This is a genomic window from Stenotrophomonas chelatiphaga (assembly GCF_001431535.1).
Classification (GTDB): domain Bacteria; phylum Pseudomonadota; class Gammaproteobacteria; order Xanthomonadales; family Xanthomonadaceae; genus Stenotrophomonas; species Stenotrophomonas chelatiphaga.
This window is the reverse complement of the sequence record NZ_LDJK01000013.1, coordinates 12665-30297: the sequence shown is the minus strand read 5'-3', so window position 1 is coordinate 30297 and position 17633 is coordinate 12665. Positions and strand designations below refer to the sequence as shown.

The following is a 17633-nucleotide window of genomic DNA, read 5'->3' as shown; positions in this document are numbered from 1 at the left end:
CCGCCGCGGTGGTTTCTTAAATCAAACTGGAGAGTCCCTATGAAGCGTGTAATTTCCCTGATGCTGCTGTCGATGTTCTCGGTCGCCATGCTGGCCGGCTGCAATACCGTTGCCGGTGCCGGCAAGGACGTGCAGGGTGCTGGCGAGAAGGTCGAAGACGCCGCCCGCAAGAACTGATCCGCGCAAGCAGCTCAGTAGTGAAAAGGCCGGGATTTCCCGGCCTTTTTTGTTTTGCGCTTGGCAATGGCATCCGTTCAACGAAGTGAGCACGTGCTTCATCTCTGCTTGACTGCTGCTCAACGTTCATTGGCGCATTCTGCAGGTGCGGTAACACATGACGTACTTCACTCAAGAGGCCAACGCACATGAACAAAGATATCATTTCAGGCAAGTGGACCCAGCTCAAGGGTCAGGCCCAGAAGCAGTGGGGCAAGCTGACCAATGACGACTTGGATGTTGCCGAGGGCAACGCGGAATATCTGGCCGGCCGCGTGCAGGAGCGCTATGGGATTGCCCGCGACGAAGCGGACGAGCAGGTCAAGGCATTCGATTCCTCGCTGCGCAAGGATTACCCGGACTTCAAGTAAGTCGGGCGGTTGAAACCGGTAGAAAAACGGGCCTTCATGGCCCGTTTTTTTTGTGCGCGATCCGGTCTCAGCGGCGCGGCGGGTCGGGCACGTAGTGATCGGGGAACGCCTGCGGCTCGCGTTCGGCCGCATGCGCGGGACGATCAAGAATTATCCCGCGCGCGCGCAGGTTGCGTGCACTGTCATAGCGCAGCTGGACGACCTGGACCGGATCGGTGGTGGCGCGTTCGAAGGCGGTGTTGCGAACCGATGAGGCCTCGCGTTCGCCATGTGCGGTGCCCAGCCGCTGCGTCGGCGCCTGCGCGGGTTCGGCCATCACCCGTGACGCACTGCTGCCGGCATCCTGGGTCGCGGCAGGGGCAGGGGCAGGCGCGGCGCGGCGCAGTGGCGCGGCCGGCCGATGCTCCCAGCGCACGGCATCGCGTTCGTTGAACACCGCGATGCCGACTACGCCCAGGTTGTCCCCGCGCCCGGTGCGTTCGGCATAGCTGTCGCGCGGGCTGCTGAAGACGAACTGCGCCACTTCATCGTTGGACTTCCGCCAGCCGGTGATGTCGGTGGTCTGCCACGGGTTGAGCACGTAGCCGGTCTGGGCGGGCGTGGCCTGTTCGCCACTGATGGCGTTGATGCCATCCACCGACAGCACCACCAGCACGCGCTGCGGGCTGGCGTTGCGCAGGCGCACGCCATAGCGGTGCCCGCGTTCGCCCGGGGTCCAGCGTTGGCCATCGTGCGCGTACTGTGGCAGCAGCCCGCCGCTATCGCGGTCCAGCAGGGTCAGGAACACCGGTCCACTCGCGATCCGCGAGGGTTGCGGGGTGATCATCGGCGGTGCCGGCTTGAAGCCGGCCAGCAGGGCAACGCTCAACAGGGGCAGCAACAGGCGCTTCATCCGGGTTCTCCACGGCGGGGTCTCCAGCGCAAACGCCCGAACAGGGCCGACGGGGTTGCGCCAGCAAGGGTAAACTGGCGCCGTTCACCGAAGGTTTCCCGTCGAGCAGTCATGACCACCCGAGTCCTTACCGGCATCACCCCCTCCGGCACCCCGCACCTGGGCAACTATGTCGGCGCCATCCGCCCCGCCATCGCCGCCAGCCGTGCGCAGGGCATCGAGAGCTTCTTCTTCCTGGCCGACCTGCACAGCCTGATCAAGGCGCAGGAGCCGGCGCGCACCCAGCGATCCACGCTGGAAATCGCCGCCAGCTGGCTGGCCTGCGGGCTGGATCCGGAACAGGTGTGGTTCTACCGGCAGAGCGACATCCCGGAAACCAACGAGCTGATGTGGTTCCTGACCGTGGTCGCCAGCAAGGGCATCCTCAACCGTGCGCATGCCTACAAGGCGGCCATCGACAAGAACGAGGCCGAGGGGCTGGACCCGGACGCCGGCGTGAGCGCCGGGTTGTTCATGTACCCGGTGCTGATGGCCGCCGACATCCTGATCTTCAAGGCCAACCGCGTGCCGGTGGGACGTGACCAGATCCAGCACATCGAGATGGCACGCGACTTCGGCCAGCGCTTCAACCACGTCTACGGCAAGGAGTACTTCCCGCTGCCGGAGGTGGTGATCGACGAACAGGTCGCTACGCTGGCAGGCCTGGATGGCCGCAAGATGAGCAAGAGCTACAGCAACACCATTCCGTTGTTCGCCCCGCGCGAAACGCTGAAGAAGCTGGTGTTCTCCATCCTGACCGATTCGCGTGCGCCGGGTGAGCCGAAGGACACCGAAGGCTCGGCCCTGTTCCAGATGTACCAGGCATTCGCCACGCCGGAACAGACCGCCGGCTTTGCCAAGGCCTTCGCCGAGGGCATCAGCTGGGGTGATGCCAAGCAGCAGTTGTTCGAGCGCATCGATGCCGAACTGTCGCCGCTGCGCGAGCGTTACGAAGCGCTGATGGCCGAACCGGAGAAGATCGAAGCGCTGCTGCGGCGTCGTGGCCAGCAGCTGCGCGAGCAGTACGCCGTGCCGCTGCTGAAGGAACTGCGCCATGCCGTGGGCCTGCGCGACCTGGCCGACGTGCCCAGGGCGGCGGCTGCCGAGCTGGCCCGCAGCGCGCCGCCGGTGTTCAAGCAGTACCGCGAAAAAGATGGCCGTTTCTATTTCAAGCTGACCGACGGCGAAGGCACGTTGCTGGTGCAGAGCACGGGCTTTGATTCGCCGCGCGACGCCGGCCAGCTGATCGCCGTGCTGAAGCAGGCCGAGCAGGGCGACGCCCTGCAGAGCGACCTGTTCACGCTGGAAGCCGAAGTGGCTGCCGTGCTGGCCGCCCTGGCCACCCTGCGCGACGCCGGGTAACGCCCCCCTCTCAACCGAGGATCTGCCGATGGCCTGGTTGTCGTTGCTGCTGTTCCTGCCCTGGTTCGTGCTGCTCGGTGGGCTGTTCTGGTGGTACCCGCGCCAGCCGCGTTGCGCGCGACGGCGTGCCTTCGACACGGCGGCGCTGCTGCTGGCCCTGGTGCTGAGCGTGCTGTCCATGCACTGGGGGTTCCAGCTGGGCAGGGCGCAGTCCGATGCCGGCCCGATCTGGCCGCAGGTGCTGGCCGTGCTGTATGCCTACGGCGCGTTCCTGGCGGTGATGGTCACCGCGCTGCTGCTGCGCCCGCACTGGCTGCTGCGCAGGTCCTGACGCGGGCCTCCGACCAAAGCCGCATCGAACGCACGCGTCCGCGCGCCTACCATGGCCGTCTGTTCCTGATCCTGCCAGGTGCGCGTCGATGACCGCCGATCCCAGCATCCACACCATCGATACCGGGTTCCAGCGCGCCGACTTCGACGCAGCCTACCTGGTGGTGGAAAACGGCCGTGCCGCCTTCATCGACTGCGGCACCTCGCTGGCGGTGCCGGCGATGCTGCAGGCCCTGGCCGATGCCGGGCTGCAGCCGCAGGCGGTGGACTGGCTGCTGCTGACCCACGTGCACCTGGACCACGCCGGTGGCGCCGGCACGCTGATGCAGCACCTGCCCAATGCGCGCGCGGTACTGCATCCGCGTGGTGCGCCGCACATGATCGATCCGGCGCGACTGATCGCCGGTGCCACGGCGGTGTATGGCGAGGAGGAAATCGCACGCAGCTATGGCCGCATCGAGCCGATCCCGGCCGAGCGCGTGGTGGTGGCCGAAGAGGGCCAGCGCATCGACCTGGCCGGGCGTGAGTTGGTACTGATGCATACGCCCGGCCATGCGCAGCACCATTACTGCGTGTGGGACGCGCGCAGCCGCAGCTGGTTCACCGGCGATACCTTCGGCCTGTCCTACCGGGAACTGGACAGCGCGCAGGGCGCCTTCATCATCCCCACGTCCTCGCCGGTGCAGTTCGATCCCGAGCCGTTGAAGGATTCCATCCGCCGGATGCTGGCTTACCAGCCCGTGGCGATGTACCTGACCCACTACGGTCGCGTGGACGCGGTGGAAGCGCGCGCCGAAGACCTGCTCGAGCAGATCGATGCGATGGTGGCGATCGGGCGCCAGTGCGATGGCCGCCCGGACCGTCATCGCCATCTGCGTGCGGCGTTGCGCGCGCTGTACCTGGAGCGCGCGCTGGCCCACGGCTGCGCGCTGGACCAGGACGCGGTCGCCAGCGTGCTGGCGATGGACATCGAGCTCAATGCACAGGGGCTGGCCTGCTGGCTGGACCGTGGACGGCGCTGATCATTCCGCGTCATCGCGCTGTCACGTACACTCGGGACATCCCTGCTTCCTTGTCCCCCGGTGATCCGTGAACCCGATGCGCGTGCTGTTGTTGTCGTCCTGCCTGTTCGTCGGTGGCCTTGCGCATGCGGCCAATGATCTTCCCGGTGGCGGCATCGATCCGCAGGCGCTGTCGCGCCACGTGCGCGTGCTGGCCTCGGATGAGTTCGAAGGCCGTGCGCCGGCCAGCGAAGGCGAAGAACGCACGGTGCAGTACCTGATCGAGCAGTTCCGCAGCTACGGCCTGCAGCCGGGCGGCGTGGACGGCAGCTGGGTGCAGCCGGTGCCGCTGGTGCGCGCACAGCTGGATGGTGCGGCCACGGCAACGCTGACGCTGAAGGGCGGCAAGCGCACCCTCGCCAACGGCGGGGACGTGACCCTGCAGAGCCTGCAGCCGCGCGCACGGGTACAGATCAAGGATGCCCCGCTGGTGTTCATCGGCTACGGCATCGATGCGCCCGAGCGCAACTGGGACGATTACAAGGGCATCGATCTGCGCGGCAAGATCGCCGTGGTGCTGATCAACGACGCCGACTTCGAAACCGATGCGCCCGGTGCCTTCGATGGCAAGGCGGTGACCTATTACGGCCGTTGGACCTACAAGTTCGAAGAGGCCGCGCGGCGCGGTGCAGAAGGCGTGCTGATCGTGCACGAGACCGCGCCGGCCGCCTATGGGTGGGCCACGGTGAAAAGCTCGGGCACCTCGCCGCTGTTCGACATCCAGCGCAGCCAGGATGAAGCCATGGCCCAGCACACGCCGCTGCGCGGCTGGATGCAGCGTTCGCTGGCCGAGGCGATCTTCGCCGATGCCGGCCTGGATTTCGAGGCGGAAAAGCGCAAGGCGCAGCGTGCCGATTTCAAGCCGGTGGCGCTGGACAACGCCCGGTTGAGCGCGGCATTCAAGCTGAAGCGCGAAGAAGTGGTCACCCGCAACGTGGTGGCCAAGCTGCCCGGCGGCACGCACGGCGACGAGGCGGTGATCTTCTCCGCGCACTGGGACGCCTTCGGCATCGGCGAGCCCGATGCGAAGGGGGACCGCGTGCGCCGCGGCGCCATCGACAACGCCACCGGCGTGGCCACCGTGCTGGAACTGGGCCGCGTATTCGCGGCCGGCCCGCAGCCACAGCGTTCGCTGTATTTCGTCGCGCTGACCGCCGAGGAGAAGGGCCTGCTGGGCGCAAGTTACTATGCAAAACACCCGCTGGCGCCGCTGGAAAAAACCGCTGCGGTGCTGAACATCGAGATGTTCAGCCCGGATGGCGCGACCCGTGACATCGCCTCGTGGGGCAAGGGCCGGGTATCGCTGGAAGGCGACCTGGAGCGCGTGGCCAAGGCGCGCGGCCGCGGCTACAGTCCGGATCCGAACCTGGAAGCGGGCTTCTTCTACCGTGCCGACCACTTCGCCTTCGCCCGGCTGGGCGTGCCGGCGATCACCATCGGCCCGGGGCTGGACAAGCTGGACGGCGGTATCGAAGCCGGCCGTGCGCTGCGCGAGAAGTATTTCAAGGACTGCTACCACCAGGCCTGCGATGCGTGGACCCCGAGCTGGGACCCGGCCGGCCATGCCGCCGACACGCTGCTGGTGTATGACCTCGGCCTGGAGCTGGCCAACGGCCGCAGCTGGCCGCAGTGGGAACAGGGCTCGGAGTTCCGCAAGGCACGCGACAGCAGCGAAGCGGCACGCCGCTGATCGCCTTGATGGCGTGATCGGGCGGGTGAGGACGTCAGCAGGTAGTGGCGTCCGTTGTGATCCGGTGGGTGACGACCGTTGTGATCTGGTGGGTGACGACCGTTGTGATCTGGTGGGTGACGACCGTTGGTCGTCACGCCGCTCCCCGCAGCCTCACACCACCGGCGGACCCGGCTGCTTCCAGTGGTCGTTGCCCGGCAGCAGCAGGTTCAGCGCGATCGCCACCACCGCGCACAGCGCGATGCCCTTCAGGCCGAAGTCGTCCGGACCGGTGCCGCTGCCGACCAGCACGCCACCGATGCCGAACACCAGCGTCACCGACACGATCACCAGGTTGCGTGCTTCGCCCAGGTCGATCCGGTGGCGGATCAGGGTGTTCATGCCCACCGCGGCGATGGAGCCGAACAGCAGGCACAGGATGCCGCCCATCACCGGTACCGGGATGCTCTGCAGCAGCGCACCGAACTTGCCGATGAACGCCAGGCTGATCGCAAAGATCGCCGCCCAGGTCATGATCTTCGGGTTGTAGTTTTTGGTCAGCATCACCGCGCCGGTGACTTCGGCATAGGTGGTGTTGGGCGGGCCACCGAACAGGCCTGCCGCGGTGGTTGCTACGCCGTCACCGAACAGGGTGCGGTGCAGGCCGGGTTTCTTCAGATAATCGCGGCCGGTGACGCTGCCGACGGCGATCACCCCGCCGATATGTTCGATGGCCGGCGCGAGCGCGACCGGCACGATGAACAGGATCGCCTGCCAGTTGAACGCCGGCGCAGTGAACTGCGGCAGGGCAAACCACGGTGCCGCGGCGATGCGGGCGACATCGACGACGCCGAACGCGAAGGACAGCCCGAAGCCCACCAGCACGCCGAACATGATCGGCAGCAGCTTGAACATGCCCCGGCCGAATACCGCCACCACCAGCGTGGTCAGCAGCGCCGGCATCGAAATCAGCATCGCGGTCTGGTATGGAATCAGCTGCGTGCCGTCGGCGTCCTTACCCATCGCCATGTTGGCGGCGATCGGTGCCATCGCCAGCCCAATCGAGATGATCACCGGGCCGATCACCACCGGCGGCAGCAGCCGGTCGATGAAACCGGTGCCCTTGATCTTCACCGCCGCGCCCAGGAAGGTGTAGACGAAGCCGGCGGCCATCACCCCACCCATGGTTTCCGCCAGCCCGAACTGCTGCTTGGCGAGGATGATCGGGGTGATGAAGGCAAAGCTGGAGGCCAGGAACACCGGCACCTGGCGACCGGTCATCAGCTGGAACAGCAGCGTGCCCAGCCCGGCGGTGAACAGCGCCACGTTCGGGTCCAGCCCGGTGATCAGCGGCATCAGCACCAGCGCGCCGAAGGCCACGAACAGCATCTGCGCGCCGGACAGCACCTGGCGCCAGAGCGGGTCGTTGAATTCATCCTGCATCGTCGCGAGTTCCTCGTTGGGCGCCGACAAGCCGTTTGTCGGCACGGGCGGGGAGGATGATATCGCCGTGGCCGGTCCCTGCGGGCCAGGCAGGGCGCCGGTGCGTGCGGTGATCCGAAGAAAACAGCTTGCCGCCTTCCCGACTGCTCCGCAGCGACGCAAAGGCCTAGAATCCTCGTTCCCCCGCACCTTGGTGGCCCATGGCCGTCGTCCCTGATTCCTCCGCCGCGCCGCGTCCCGGTGCCGTCGCCCTGGCGTTGCTGCTGGTCTACGTGGTCTGGGGCTCGACCTACCTGGGCATCGCCAAGGCGCTGCAGGCCGGCGTGCTGCCGCTGACGTCGGTGTCCGGGGCGCGCTTCATCATCGCCGGCAGCCTGATGTACGCCGTGCTTCGGCTGTTCAGGAAGATGCCGCGGCCGACCCTGCGGCAGTGGCGCAACCTGACCATCATGGGCTTCACCATGCTGCTGCTGGGCAACGGAATGGTGGTGCTGGCCGAACGCGATGTGTCCTCCGGCCTGGCCGCCACCGCGGTGGCCTCGGTGCCGCTGTGGATGGCGCTGTTCTCGGCGGTGCGCGGCCAGCACGCCAGCCGTGGCGAGTGGCTGGGCATTGCCATCGGCTTCCTCGGCGTGGTCTGGCTCAACGCAGGCAGCAGCCTGGCGGCGTCGCCGACCGGGCTGATCCTGCTGCTGGTGGCCCCGGTCGGCTGGGCATTCGGCTCGGTCTGGGTGCGGGGCCAGGACCTGCCGGGACCGTTCATGACCGCGGCCGGGCAGATGATCTGTGGCGGCGTGCTGCTGGTCATCACCGGGCTGGCAGTGGGCGAACGACCGACCGCGCTGCCCAGCCTGGATGGCCTGTTGGCGGTGGCCTACCTGTGCCTGTTCGGCTCGATCGTCGCCTTCACCGCCTACGTGTGGCTGCTGCACAACGTGCGTCCGGCGCTGGCCGGCAGCTATGCCTACGTCAATCCGGTGATCGCCGTGCTGCTCGGCGTGCTGCTCAATGGCGAACACTTCGGCTGGCGTGACCTGGTGGCGATGGCGGTGATCCTGGCCGGCGTGCTGGTGCTGGCCCTGGCAAGGACGCGCAAGTGAGCGCCGCGCTGATCAGCGAACAGGAACAGCGCCGCGGCCTTGCAGTCACCGCCTTCACCTTCGTGCTGTGGGGACTGGTGCCGGTGTACTGGCACCTGTTGCGCGAAGTGCCCTCGTTCCAGATCATCGCCCACCGCATCATCTGGAGCACGGTGCTGGTGGTGGGCTGGCTGCTGCTGAGCAGCCGCCTGCAGTGGTGGAAAGCAATCGCCGCGCAGCCGCGTGCACTGGCCACCTTGGCGGTGAGCAGCCTGGCCATCGCGTTCAACTGGGGCCTGTACATCTGGGCCATCAACGCAGGCCACGTGATCGACACCAGCCTGGGTTATTTCATCAACCCGCTGGTCAGCGTGGTGCTGGGCGTGGTGGTGCTGAAGGAACGCCTGCGCCGCCTGCAGTGGCTGGCGGTGGCCTGCGCGGCGGTCGGCGTGGCCTGGCTGACCTGGCAGGCCGGCGCACCGCCGTGGATCGCATTGGGGCTGGCCGGATCGTTCGGCCTGTATGGCCTGCTGCGCAAGCTGATTTCGGTCGATCCGGTGGCTGGCCTGGCGGTGGAAAGCCTGTATCTGTTCCTGCCGGCGCTGGGCTTCGCACTGTGGAGCGAGAACGGCCACGGCGGTGCCTTCTTCGGGGGCTGGGGCTGGCGCAACGACCTGCTGCTGATCTTCGGCGGCGTGGTCACCGCCGCGCCGCTGATCGGCTTCGCCTACGGCGTGAAGCGCATCGCCCTGTCCACCGTGGGTGTGCTGCAGTTCATCGCGCCCAGCCTGGGCCTGGTGCTGGGCGTGTTCTTCTTCAACGAACCGTTCGATGGCGCGCGCGCCACCGGCTTCATCGCGATCTGGATCGGCCTGGGCCTGTTCGTCTTCGATGGCCTGCGCCGCACCCGCCGCTGAAAAAGGGGACGGAGGGGATTAAGTCGTTTTTGGCATTTCGAGTGCCAAAAACGACTTAATCCCCTCCGTCCCCTTTTCTTCAGACTTCGCGCAGGGCGGTGGTGATCGGCAGGCGGGCGGCACGCAGGGCGGGGAACAGGCCGCCGACCAGGCCGATGCCCAGCGCCCACTTCAACCCGCTCCACAGCAGTTCCGGCGAGACGTGGAACTTGAACACCACCGCGCTGAAATTGCTGCCGATGGTGGACACGCTGTAGCCGTTGAACAGCAGCCAGGCGATCGCGCAGCCCAACAGCCCACCCAACAACGCCAGCAGCATCGTTTCGAGCATCACCGCGGTCACCACCGGCAGCCCGCGGAAGCCGATCGCACGCATCGTGGCGATCTCGCGCGCGCGCGTGGCCACGGCGGCATACATCGTGTTGAGCGCACCGAACACTGCGCCGATGGCCATGATGGTGCCGATGACCTTGCCCAGGATGTTGATCAGCGTGGTCAGCCCGCCGCCCTGCTTGCTGTAGTACAGCCGGGTTGTTTCCACCTCCAGCTTCAGGCGCGGGTCGCCGGCGACGGCGGCCTTGAACTGCTCGAAACCGGGCTTGCCGTCGGTGCGCACCGTCACCGATTGCAGCGCGCCGCGCTGGTAGGTCGTGGCCAGGGTATCCACGTCGGTCCACAGCTCCGAATCATGCGCGTCGCCGGAAGCGAACACGCCGACCACCGTCCATGCCTGGTTGCCAAGGGTCAGCGTGCTGCCAACGTCCATGTCGCGGAACTGGCTCTTCGCGCCCTGTCCCACCACCATTTCGCGCTTGCCGGTGGCGAACTTCCGGCCTTCGATGATGCGCACCCGATCATGCACCGCCCAGGCCATGTCACCGACGCCGCGGAACTGCGCATTGACATCGGTGCCGTCGGAGCGGGACACCAGGTTGACCACCTGCGACAGCTCGGCCGACAGCAGCGCGCGCCCCTTTTCGTCGCGTGCCACGCCGGGCAGGGTGGACAACAACGGAATCTGGTCGCGGGTGATCACCGAGTTGGTTTCCGCCTGCGAGCCGCCGCGCAGCACGATGGCGGTGGTGTCATCGCCGGTGCTGTTCAGCGTGGACTGGAAACCTGCGCCCATCGCCAGCATCGCCACCAGCACGCCGACCACGCCGGCGATGCCGACCACGATCACCGACGAGGCGCCCCAGCGTTGCGGCAGGCTGGCGATACCGATGCGGGTGGCGGCCAACGCCAGCCGTCCGCCGCGGGTCAGCGCCAGCCACAGCGCGACCAGCACCACCACGACCAGCACGCCCTGCCACGGCAGCCAGATCCATGCCGCCAGGCCCACCGCCAGCACCACCAGCATCGCGCCGTTGAGCAGCCACTTCTTCAGTGTGTTCTTCATGTGCGGGTCCTCAGCGTCCGGCCAGGGCATCGACGATCTTCAGCCGCTTGGCGCGCAGCGCCGGCAGCAGTCCGACCACGACGCCGATCACGATGATCAGTGCAATGCCCACCAGCCAGGTGGCGGTCGGCACATGCGGTGGCAGCAGGCCGCGCGTCTGCGGTGCCAGCAGCGGCAGGATGGTCGCCGCCAGGCCCATGCCGATCGCACCGCCCAGCCCCACCAGCAGGATCGACTCCACCATCACCAGGGCCAGTACGGTGCGGTCCTGGAAGCCCAGTGTCTTCAGCGTGGCCAGTTCCGGGATGCGTTCGCGCACCGCCTGCGCCATGGTGTTGCCGGTCAGCAGCAGCAGGGTGAAGAACACCGCGCCCATGATCGAAGTGACGATCATGCCGATGTCCGCGAACTGCTTGACGAAGGCCTGCTGGAACGCCGATTCGGTCTGGGTCTTGGTTTCGTGGTCGGAGTTGGCCGATATCGCGTCGATCGCCTGGGCCACCCGCGAGGCATGGTCCGGGTTGTCCAGGGTGATGGTGTACCAGCTGACCTGGTTCTTGATGTAGTCGTTGGACTCATCGAAGTACTTCCAGTTCATCATCAGCTGCCTTTCCTCGTTCCCGGCCACTGCGCGGTCCTTGGAGCGGAACGTGCCGACCATTTCCAGCGGCCAGTCGTTGCTGCCGCCGCGCGGGAAGATGGTGGCCTGCAACGGGATGGTGTCGCCGATCTTCCAGCCGAAATCCTTGGCCAGCGACTCGCCGACGATGGCGCCGGTGCGGGTGTCCTGCCAGCGCTTGAGCTGGTCCGGGGCGACCTCCAGTTCGCCGTAGATGTCGAAGTAATTCGGGGCGACCGAGAAGTTCGGGAAGAAGTCCTTGGGGTCGCGGTAGATGCCACCGAACCACATGCCGTAGGTGACATCGCGCACGCCGGCCACCTGGCGGATCTGCGCTTCCAGGCGGATCGGCAGCGACTGGGTGATCGACAGCCGCGAGGCGGTGATCAGCCGGTTGGCGCCTTCCACGCTGCCACCGGACATGAAGGCCACGCGCACCGAATCGAGCATGCCGAACAGCAGGAATGCTGCCACCACCGACAGCAGAGTCAGCAGGGTGCGGGTGCGGCTGCGGAACAGCTGCGCCCACACCAGGGAGAAATATTTCATCGCCGTGCCCTCGGTCAGTGCGCCAGTGGCGCGTCGGCGAGTTCGCCCTTGTCCAGGTGCACCGTATGGGTCGCGTACTCGGCGGCCTTCGGGTCGTGGGTCACCATGATGATGGTCTTGCCATGTTCGCGGTTGAGCTGCTGCAGCAGCTGCAGGATCTCTTCGGCGGACTGGCGGTCCAGGTCGCCGGTCGGCTCATCGCAGATCAGGAACGTGGGATCGGAAACGATCGCGCGGGCGATCGCCACGCGCTGCTGCTGGCCACCGGACAGTTCGTTGGGACGGTGGCTGCGGCGGTCGGCCAGGCCGACCAGGGTCAGCGCGATCTCCGCGTTGCGCCTGCGCTGCGCAGCGCCCAGGTGGGTCAGCAGCAGCGGCAGTTCGACGTTCTTCTGCGCGGTCAGCATCGGCATCAGGTTGTAGAACTGGAACACGAAGCCGACGTGGTGGCTGCGCCAGGTGGAAAGCTGGCCGCCCCCCATCTGGTCGATGCGCTCGCCTTCGATGGTGATCTCCCCGCCGCTGGGCGAGTCCAGTCCACCGATCAGGTTCAGCAGGGTGGTCTTGCCGGAACCGGAGGGCCCCATCAACGCCACGAAGTCGCCTGTTTCGATGTCCAGGTCGATGCCGTGCAGCACCTTTACCTGCTCCGGGCCCCGCTGGTAGGTCTTGGTGATGCTGCGCAATGAAACCAGGGTCGACATGCCGTTTCTCCGAGTGCGGTAATGACGGCCACCGGCCGCCGGACGGACAACCTACGAGCGTTCCTTCACCTTGCTGCCGTCGCGCAACGTATCCGGCGGGCTGGTCACCACCCGCTCACCCGGGCGCACGCCCGCCAGCAGCTGACGATCCGCATTCAGCGCCAGGCCGGGCGTCACGCTGCGCTGCTGCACGGCGTCCTCGGCCAGCACGAACACCACGCTGCCGCCCTCACGCTCCACCACCGCGTTGGCCGGCACGCGCACGCCCTGCGGCTTCTGCGGTGCATCCGGCCTGGCCTGTTCCAGGAAGCTCACCCGCACGCCCATCTCCGGCACGATGCGCGGGTCGCGGGTCTTGATCGCCACGCGCACCTTCACCGTGGCCTTGCCGCGGTCGGCGGTGGGAACGATGGCGATCACCTCGGCCGGGATCTTCCATTCGGGATAGGCGTTGAGCGTGGCTTCCACCGGCATCTTCGGCTGCACCCGGCCGATGAAGGCCTCGCCGACCTCGACTTCGATCTCCAGCGATTCCATGTCCACGATGGTGCCGATGCCGGTACGGGTGAAGCCACCGCCAGCCGACAGCGGCGAGACGATCTCGCCCGGCTGTGCGGCCTTGGCAGTGACCACGCCGGAGAACGGCGCGCGGACGATGTTGTTGTCCACGCCCAGGTCGGCGATGGCCAGCTGGTTGCCGGCCACCTGCACGTTGCGCTGGGCGGTATCCAGCTGCGCGCGCAGGCTGTCACGCTGGGCCACGGCCTGGTCGAACTGCGAGCGTGATACCAGCTGCTGGCCGACCAGCGCCTGCAGCCGGGTGGCTTCGGCACCGGCCTGGGTGAGCTGGGCCTGCAGGCCGGCGACCTGGCTGCGTGCGGCCTGCACCTGCGACGCGTAGAGATCGCGCTGGGCGCCGGCATCGATCGGGTCCAGCGTGGCCATGACCTGGCCTTCCTCGACCCGCATGCCTTCTTCAATCATGACTTCGCGCACCTTGCCGGTGATCTTGGCCGAGACCGTCGCCATGCGCCGCGCCACCACGTAGCCGCTGGCATCCAGCACCGAGGCACTGCTGCCTGCCTCGCCCAGCGCCACCGCGGGTGCGGTCTGCACTTCGATGGCCTGCGGACGCAGCATCCATGCGGCCACGGCCGCACCCAGCAGCACCAGCACGGCGATCACGATCCACAGCCAGCGACGGCTGCCCGGCGCGGGTGGCGGCGGCGTCCTGCGGTCGATGCGAAGTTCCTTCAACAGTTCAGCAGAGGCGTTCATAGGCACCAGGACGTTGGATCGAGCGGAGTGTGACCGCAACACCCGCCAGGGGCAAACCGCGGCCCTGCGGTCGACACAGGATGCGCGCCGGCGGGCCGCCACGGCAGTGACAGCTGTCACCTGCAGTGCCTGACGCCGGCCACTGCCTGCGCAGCGCCCGGTGGCGCACTGTCGTAGCCACTTACCGGGAGTACCGCCATGCCCCTCCATGCCCCTCCGTTGGCCGCACTGCACGACGTGCAGGTGCGCTATCGCAATGCCATTGCACTGGCCGGTGTCAGCCTGCAGGTGCGTCCCGGCGAAGTACTGGCACTGCTCGGTCGCAATGGTGCCGGCAAGACCACGGCCATCGCCGTGCTGCTGGGACTGCGTCTGCCGGATGCCGGCCAGGTGACGCTGCTGGGTGGTGACCCGCAATGTCGATCGCAGCGTGAGCAGGTGGGCGTGATGCTGCAGGACACGGCATTGCCGCCGAAGCTGCGGGTGGGTGAGCTGGTAGAGCAGTTCCGCGCCAGCTATCCACGGCCGCGACCGTTGGCCGACTGCCTGGCCATTGCCGGCGTGCAGGACCTGCAGCAGCGCGCCTACGGCCAGCTGTCCGGTGGCCAGCAGCGACGCGTGCAGTTCGCCATCGCGCTGTGTGGTGGCCCGCGCCTGCTGTTCCTGGACGAACCGACCACCGGCCTGGACATCGAAGCGCGCCAGGCCATGTGGCACGCCATCGCGCAGCTGCGCGCGGAAGGCTGCGGGATCGTGCTGACCACCCATTACCTGGAAGAAGCCGAAGCGCTTGCCAGCCGTGTGGTGGTGCTGGAGCAGGGACGCGTGCTGGCCGACGGTCCGCTGGCCACGTTCCGGCCGCAGCTGGCACCGCGGCGGGTCCGGTGCCGCAGCGGGTTGGACGTGGCGCTGCTGCAGGGCTGGCAGGGCGTGATCGAAGCACGCCGTGCGGGCGATCATCTGGAGCTGCTGGCCGAACCTGCCGAGCCGGTAGTGGCGCGACTGTTGGCCGAGGACCCCCAGCTGAGCGAGCTGGACGTGCGCGGCGGCGGCCTGGCCGAAGCCTTCGTTGAACTGACCCGGGAGGCCGCATGAACATCCAGCGCGTTGCCGTGGATCCACCGCGCCGGCCGCTGGCGCGCCTGCTTGCCCCCTACATCGCCGAACTGAAGGCCGAGCTGCGCAGGACCTGGCGCACGCCTGCCTTCGTGCTGCCGTGCCTGCTGTTCCCGGTGCTGTTCTACGCGATGTTCGGGGTGATGCTGGGCCGCGGGCAGGCCTCGCGTTATCTGCTGGCCACCTACTGCGTGTTCGGCGCGATGGGGCCGGCCCTGTTCGGCTTCGGCGTGCAGTTGGCGATGGATCGCGCTGGCGGCCTGCTGACGCTGAAGCGTGCCTTGCCCGTGCCGCCGTTGGCACCGCTGCTGGCGCGCCTGTTGATGGCGGTGATCTTCGCGGTGGTGGTGGCGATCCTGCTGATCGCCGCGGCGCGCACGATGGGCGGGGTCAGCCTGGCACCGCTGCAGATGGCCGGGCTGGTGGCGGTGGCGGCGCTGGTCGCGCTGCCGTTGGGAGCGATCGGCCTGCTGATCGGCAGCCATGTGGAATCGGACGCCGCGCCGGCGCTGGTCAACCTGGTCTACCTGCCGCTGGCATTGCTGTCAGGCCTGTGGGTGCCGCTGTCGATGCTGCCGGGGGTGTTCAGCACGCTTGCCCCGCTGTGGCCTACCTGGCATGCCGCGCAGCTGGCGCTGCGTGTCATCGGCCAGCCCGCCGGCGGCAGCGTGCTGATGCACGGGATGGTACTGGGGGCGGTGACGGTCGTCGGCGCCCTGTTGGCCGCCCGTCGCCTGCGCCGCGTCGGCTGACATGGCATGATCGGCCGCGACCGTCTCCTGCTGGAATCCACCGTGCCGTTCAAGTGGTTGGCTCCCCTGCTGCGCCCCGCGCCGGATTCGGCGGTGGCCGACCATCGGCGGCGTGGGCAGTCCGGCTTGAGTGATTACATCCACCTGCTGTGGACGTCGTGGGTGTTCCTGACCCCCCTGTTCGGGGGCGGGTACACCGCGCGCTGGGCGTTGCTGACCCTGCTCAGCTATCCCACCTTCCTGTTCCTGTACGCCCGAGCGATGCTGGCGCCGCGCCACCATGCACCACGCTATGCACTGGCGATGGTCGCGATGAGTCTGGTGCTGGTGCCGTGGTATCCGTCCGGCATCAGCTATTTCGTGTTCGGTTGCGTGATGCTGCGCGTGTGCCGCAACGGCAGCGCCTGGCGCTATCTGTTGCAGTTGCTGCTGCTCAACACGGTGTTCGTCGGCACCGCGTGGCTTGCCGGCTGGGCGTGGCAGAACCTGGTCTGGATTCCCTTCATGTCGGTGGTGATCGGCCTGATATCGAACATGGAGGCGGTCAACAAGGAACGCGATGCGCAGCTGCAGCTGTCACAGGATGAGGTGCGCCGGCTGGCGGCCACGGCCGAGCGCGAGCGCATCGGCCGCGACCTGCACGACCTGCTTGGGCACACGCTGTCGCTGATCACGTTGAAGCTGGAGCTTTCGCGCAAGCTGTACGACCGTGGCGATGCACGCGCACGGCAGGAGATCGGCGAGGCCGAAGACATCGCGCGGCAGGCGCTGGCGCAGGTCCGCAGCGCGGTCACCGGCTTCCGCTCCAGCGACCTCGCCGGTGAGCTTGCCTCGGCGCGGCTGCTGCTGGAATGCCAGCAGGTCCACCTGGACTACCTGCCACCGCCGCCGATGCCGCTGGAGATCGAGCGTGCGCTGGCGCTGGTGCTGCGCGAGGCGGTGACCAACATCGCCCGCCACGCGCTTGCAGGCAATGCGCAGGTGCACTTTGCACGCGAAGGACACAGCTTGCTGATGCAGGTGCGCGACAACGGCCGTGGCGGGGTGACCACCGAAGGCAACGGCCTGGCCGGAATGCGCGAACGCATCGCCGCACTGCGCGGTACGCTGCAGCTGGAAGCGCTGCCGCAGGGCGGCACCTGCATCACGGTGCGCGTGCCGGCGCCGGCCATGCCAACACCGATGGACCGGGCGCCGGATCCATCGCCTGCCAGCCTGTTGAAGGGCACCCCATGATCCGGATCGTACTGGCCGAAGACCAGGCCATGGTACGCGGCGCGTTGTCGGCGCTGCTGGGGCTGGAGCCGGACATCGAGGTGCTGGGCAGTGCGGCCGACGGCGAAGCGGCGTGGCGACTGTTGCAGCAGCTGCGGCCGGATATCCTGGTCACCGACATCGAAATGCCCGGCCTGACCGGGCTGGAACTGGCGCAGCGGATTGCACGGCAGCAACTGCCGATCAAGGTCGTGATCGTCACTACCTTCGCGCGTACCGGCTTCCTGCGCCGCGCGCTGGACGCAGGCGTGCTCGGTTACCTGCTGAAGGACGCGCCGGCCGACCACCTGGCCGATGCCCTGCGCCGCGTGCAGCAGGGAGCCCGCGCCATCGACCCGCAACTGGCACTGGACGCCTGGTCGCAGGCCGATCCCTTGACCGACCGCGAGCGCCGCGTGCTGCGCCTGGCAGGCGAAGGAAAGACCGCCGGCGAGATCGCCACCGAGCTCGGCCTGTCGCACGGCACGGTGCGCAACTACCTGTCCGAATGCATCGGCAAGCTCGGCGTGGCCAACCGCATCGAAGCCTACCGGCTGGCCCGCCAGAAGGGCTGGCTGTAGCG

Annotated in this window: 18 protein-coding genes; 12 read left to right on the top strand and 6 right to left on the bottom strand. The window is 67.6% G+C overall.

The features are described 5' to 3' along the window. Positions 1-39 precede the first annotated feature (39 nt). Together ABB28_RS04795 and ABB28_RS04790 are read left to right on the top strand one after the other, a co-directional pair. The gene (locus tag ABB28_RS04795; protein ID WP_057507544.1) at positions 40-177 is read left to right on the top strand and encodes an entericidin A/B family lipoprotein; all 138 of its coding nucleotides are present in this window, start codon (positions 40-42) and stop codon (positions 175-177) included. A 188-nt stretch (positions 178-365) separates the two neighbouring features. Beyond that, positions 366-587: a CsbD family protein gene (locus ABB28_RS04790; RefSeq protein ID WP_057507543.1), complete on the top strand. Its 222-nt coding sequence runs from the start codon at positions 366-368 to the stop codon at positions 585-587. Positions 588-654: 67 nt separating this feature from the next. On the opposite strand, the gene ABB28_RS04785 is transcribed toward ABB28_RS04790, so the two are convergent. Continuing rightward, entirely contained in the window at positions 655-1479 is an 825-nt protein-coding gene (locus ABB28_RS04785) for a hypothetical protein (RefSeq protein ID WP_057507542.1), read from the bottom strand. Positions 1480-1590: 111 nt separating this feature from the next. On the opposite strand from ABB28_RS04785, the gene ABB28_RS04780 reads away from it, so the two are divergent. From ABB28_RS04780 to ABB28_RS04765, 4 genes are all read left to right on the top strand, one after another. Beyond that, positions 1591-2880, top strand: a complete 1290-nt coding sequence (locus ABB28_RS04780) for a tryptophan--tRNA ligase (RefSeq protein WP_057507541.1) — start codon at positions 1591-1593, stop codon at positions 2878-2880. A gap of 28 nt (positions 2881-2908) precedes the next feature. Continuing rightward, on the top strand, positions 2909-3211 hold the full coding sequence (locus ABB28_RS04775) for a hypothetical protein (RefSeq protein WP_057507540.1): 303 nt from the start codon (positions 2909-2911) through the stop codon (positions 3209-3211). An 88-nt stretch (positions 3212-3299) separates the two neighbouring features. After that, the gene (locus ABB28_RS04770) at positions 3300-4232 is read left to right on the top strand and encodes an MBL fold metallo-hydrolase (protein ID WP_057507539.1); all 933 of its coding nucleotides are present in this window, start codon (positions 3300-3302) and stop codon (positions 4230-4232) included. 76 nt (positions 4233-4308) lie between these two features. Then, positions 4309-5961, top strand: coding sequence for a M28 family metallopeptidase (locus ABB28_RS04765; RefSeq protein WP_057507538.1), 1653 nt, complete (start codon positions 4309-4311; stop codon positions 5959-5961). A 153-nt stretch (positions 5962-6114) separates the two neighbouring features. On the opposite strand, the gene ABB28_RS04760 is transcribed toward ABB28_RS04765, so the two are convergent. After that, positions 6115-7383 carry a uracil-xanthine permease family protein gene (locus ABB28_RS04760; protein ID WP_057507537.1) on the bottom strand — a complete coding sequence of 423 codons (1269 nt, stop codon included), beginning with the start codon at positions 7381-7383 and terminating at the stop codon, positions 6115-6117. Between the two features lie 200 nt (positions 7384-7583). On the opposite strand from ABB28_RS04760, the gene yedA reads away from it, so the two are divergent. Beyond that, positions 7584-8483, top strand: a complete 900-nt coding sequence (gene yedA, locus ABB28_RS04755) for a drug/metabolite exporter YedA (protein ID WP_057507536.1) — start codon at positions 7584-7586, stop codon at positions 8481-8483. Next, on the top strand, positions 8480-9379 hold the full coding sequence (gene rarD / locus ABB28_RS04750; protein WP_425479525.1) for an EamA family transporter RarD: 900 nt from the start codon (positions 8480-8482) through the stop codon (positions 9377-9379). Before yedA ends, rarD begins: the two co-directional genes overlap by 4 nt. 79 nt (positions 9380-9458) lie before the next feature. Here the strand turns inward: rarD and ABB28_RS04745 are convergent, their stop codons facing one another. From ABB28_RS04745 to ABB28_RS04730, 4 genes are read right to left on the bottom strand one after another with little or no spacing between them, the layout of a single operon-like run. Beyond that, the gene (locus ABB28_RS04745; protein ID WP_057507596.1) at positions 9459-10778 is read right to left on the bottom strand and encodes an ABC transporter permease; all 1320 of its coding nucleotides are present in this window, start codon (positions 10776-10778) and stop codon (positions 9459-9461) included. 10 nt (positions 10779-10788) lie between these two features. Then, positions 10789-11946 carry an ABC transporter permease gene (locus ABB28_RS04740; protein ID WP_057507535.1) on the bottom strand — a complete coding sequence of 386 codons (1158 nt, stop codon included), beginning with the start codon at positions 11944-11946 and terminating at the stop codon, positions 10789-10791. Positions 11947-11960: 14 nt separating this feature from the next. Then, complete coding sequence (locus ABB28_RS04735; RefSeq protein WP_057507534.1) at positions 11961-12650, bottom strand: ABC transporter ATP-binding protein; 690 nt, start codon at positions 12648-12650, stop codon at positions 11961-11963. 51 nt (positions 12651-12701) lie between these two features. Next, positions 12702-13928, bottom strand: a complete 1227-nt coding sequence (locus tag ABB28_RS04730; RefSeq protein WP_057507533.1) for an efflux RND transporter periplasmic adaptor subunit — start codon at positions 13926-13928, stop codon at positions 12702-12704. Positions 13929-14126: 198 nt separating this feature from the next. On the opposite strand from ABB28_RS04730, the gene ABB28_RS04725 reads away from it, so the two are divergent. From ABB28_RS04725 to ABB28_RS04710, 4 genes are read left to right on the top strand one after another with little or no spacing between them, the layout of a single operon-like run. Then, the gene (locus ABB28_RS04725) at positions 14127-15023 is read left to right on the top strand and encodes an ABC transporter ATP-binding protein (protein ID WP_057507532.1); all 897 of its coding nucleotides are present in this window, start codon (positions 14127-14129) and stop codon (positions 15021-15023) included. Further along, positions 15020-15796, top strand: a complete 777-nt coding sequence (locus ABB28_RS04720; RefSeq protein WP_057507531.1) for an ABC transporter permease — start codon at positions 15020-15022, stop codon at positions 15794-15796. The genes ABB28_RS04725 and ABB28_RS04720 overlap by 4 nt, the downstream gene beginning before the upstream one ends. Before the next feature lie 6 nt (positions 15797-15802). Next, positions 15803-17032, top strand: coding sequence for a sensor histidine kinase (locus tag ABB28_RS04715; RefSeq protein WP_057507530.1), 1230 nt, complete (start codon positions 15803-15805; stop codon positions 17030-17032). Then, positions 17029-17631: a response regulator transcription factor gene (locus tag ABB28_RS04710; RefSeq protein WP_057507529.1), complete on the top strand. Its 603-nt coding sequence runs from the start codon at positions 17029-17031 to the stop codon at positions 17629-17631. The genes ABB28_RS04715 and ABB28_RS04710 overlap by 4 nt, the downstream gene beginning before the upstream one ends. Positions 17632-17633: the final 2 nt, after the last annotated feature.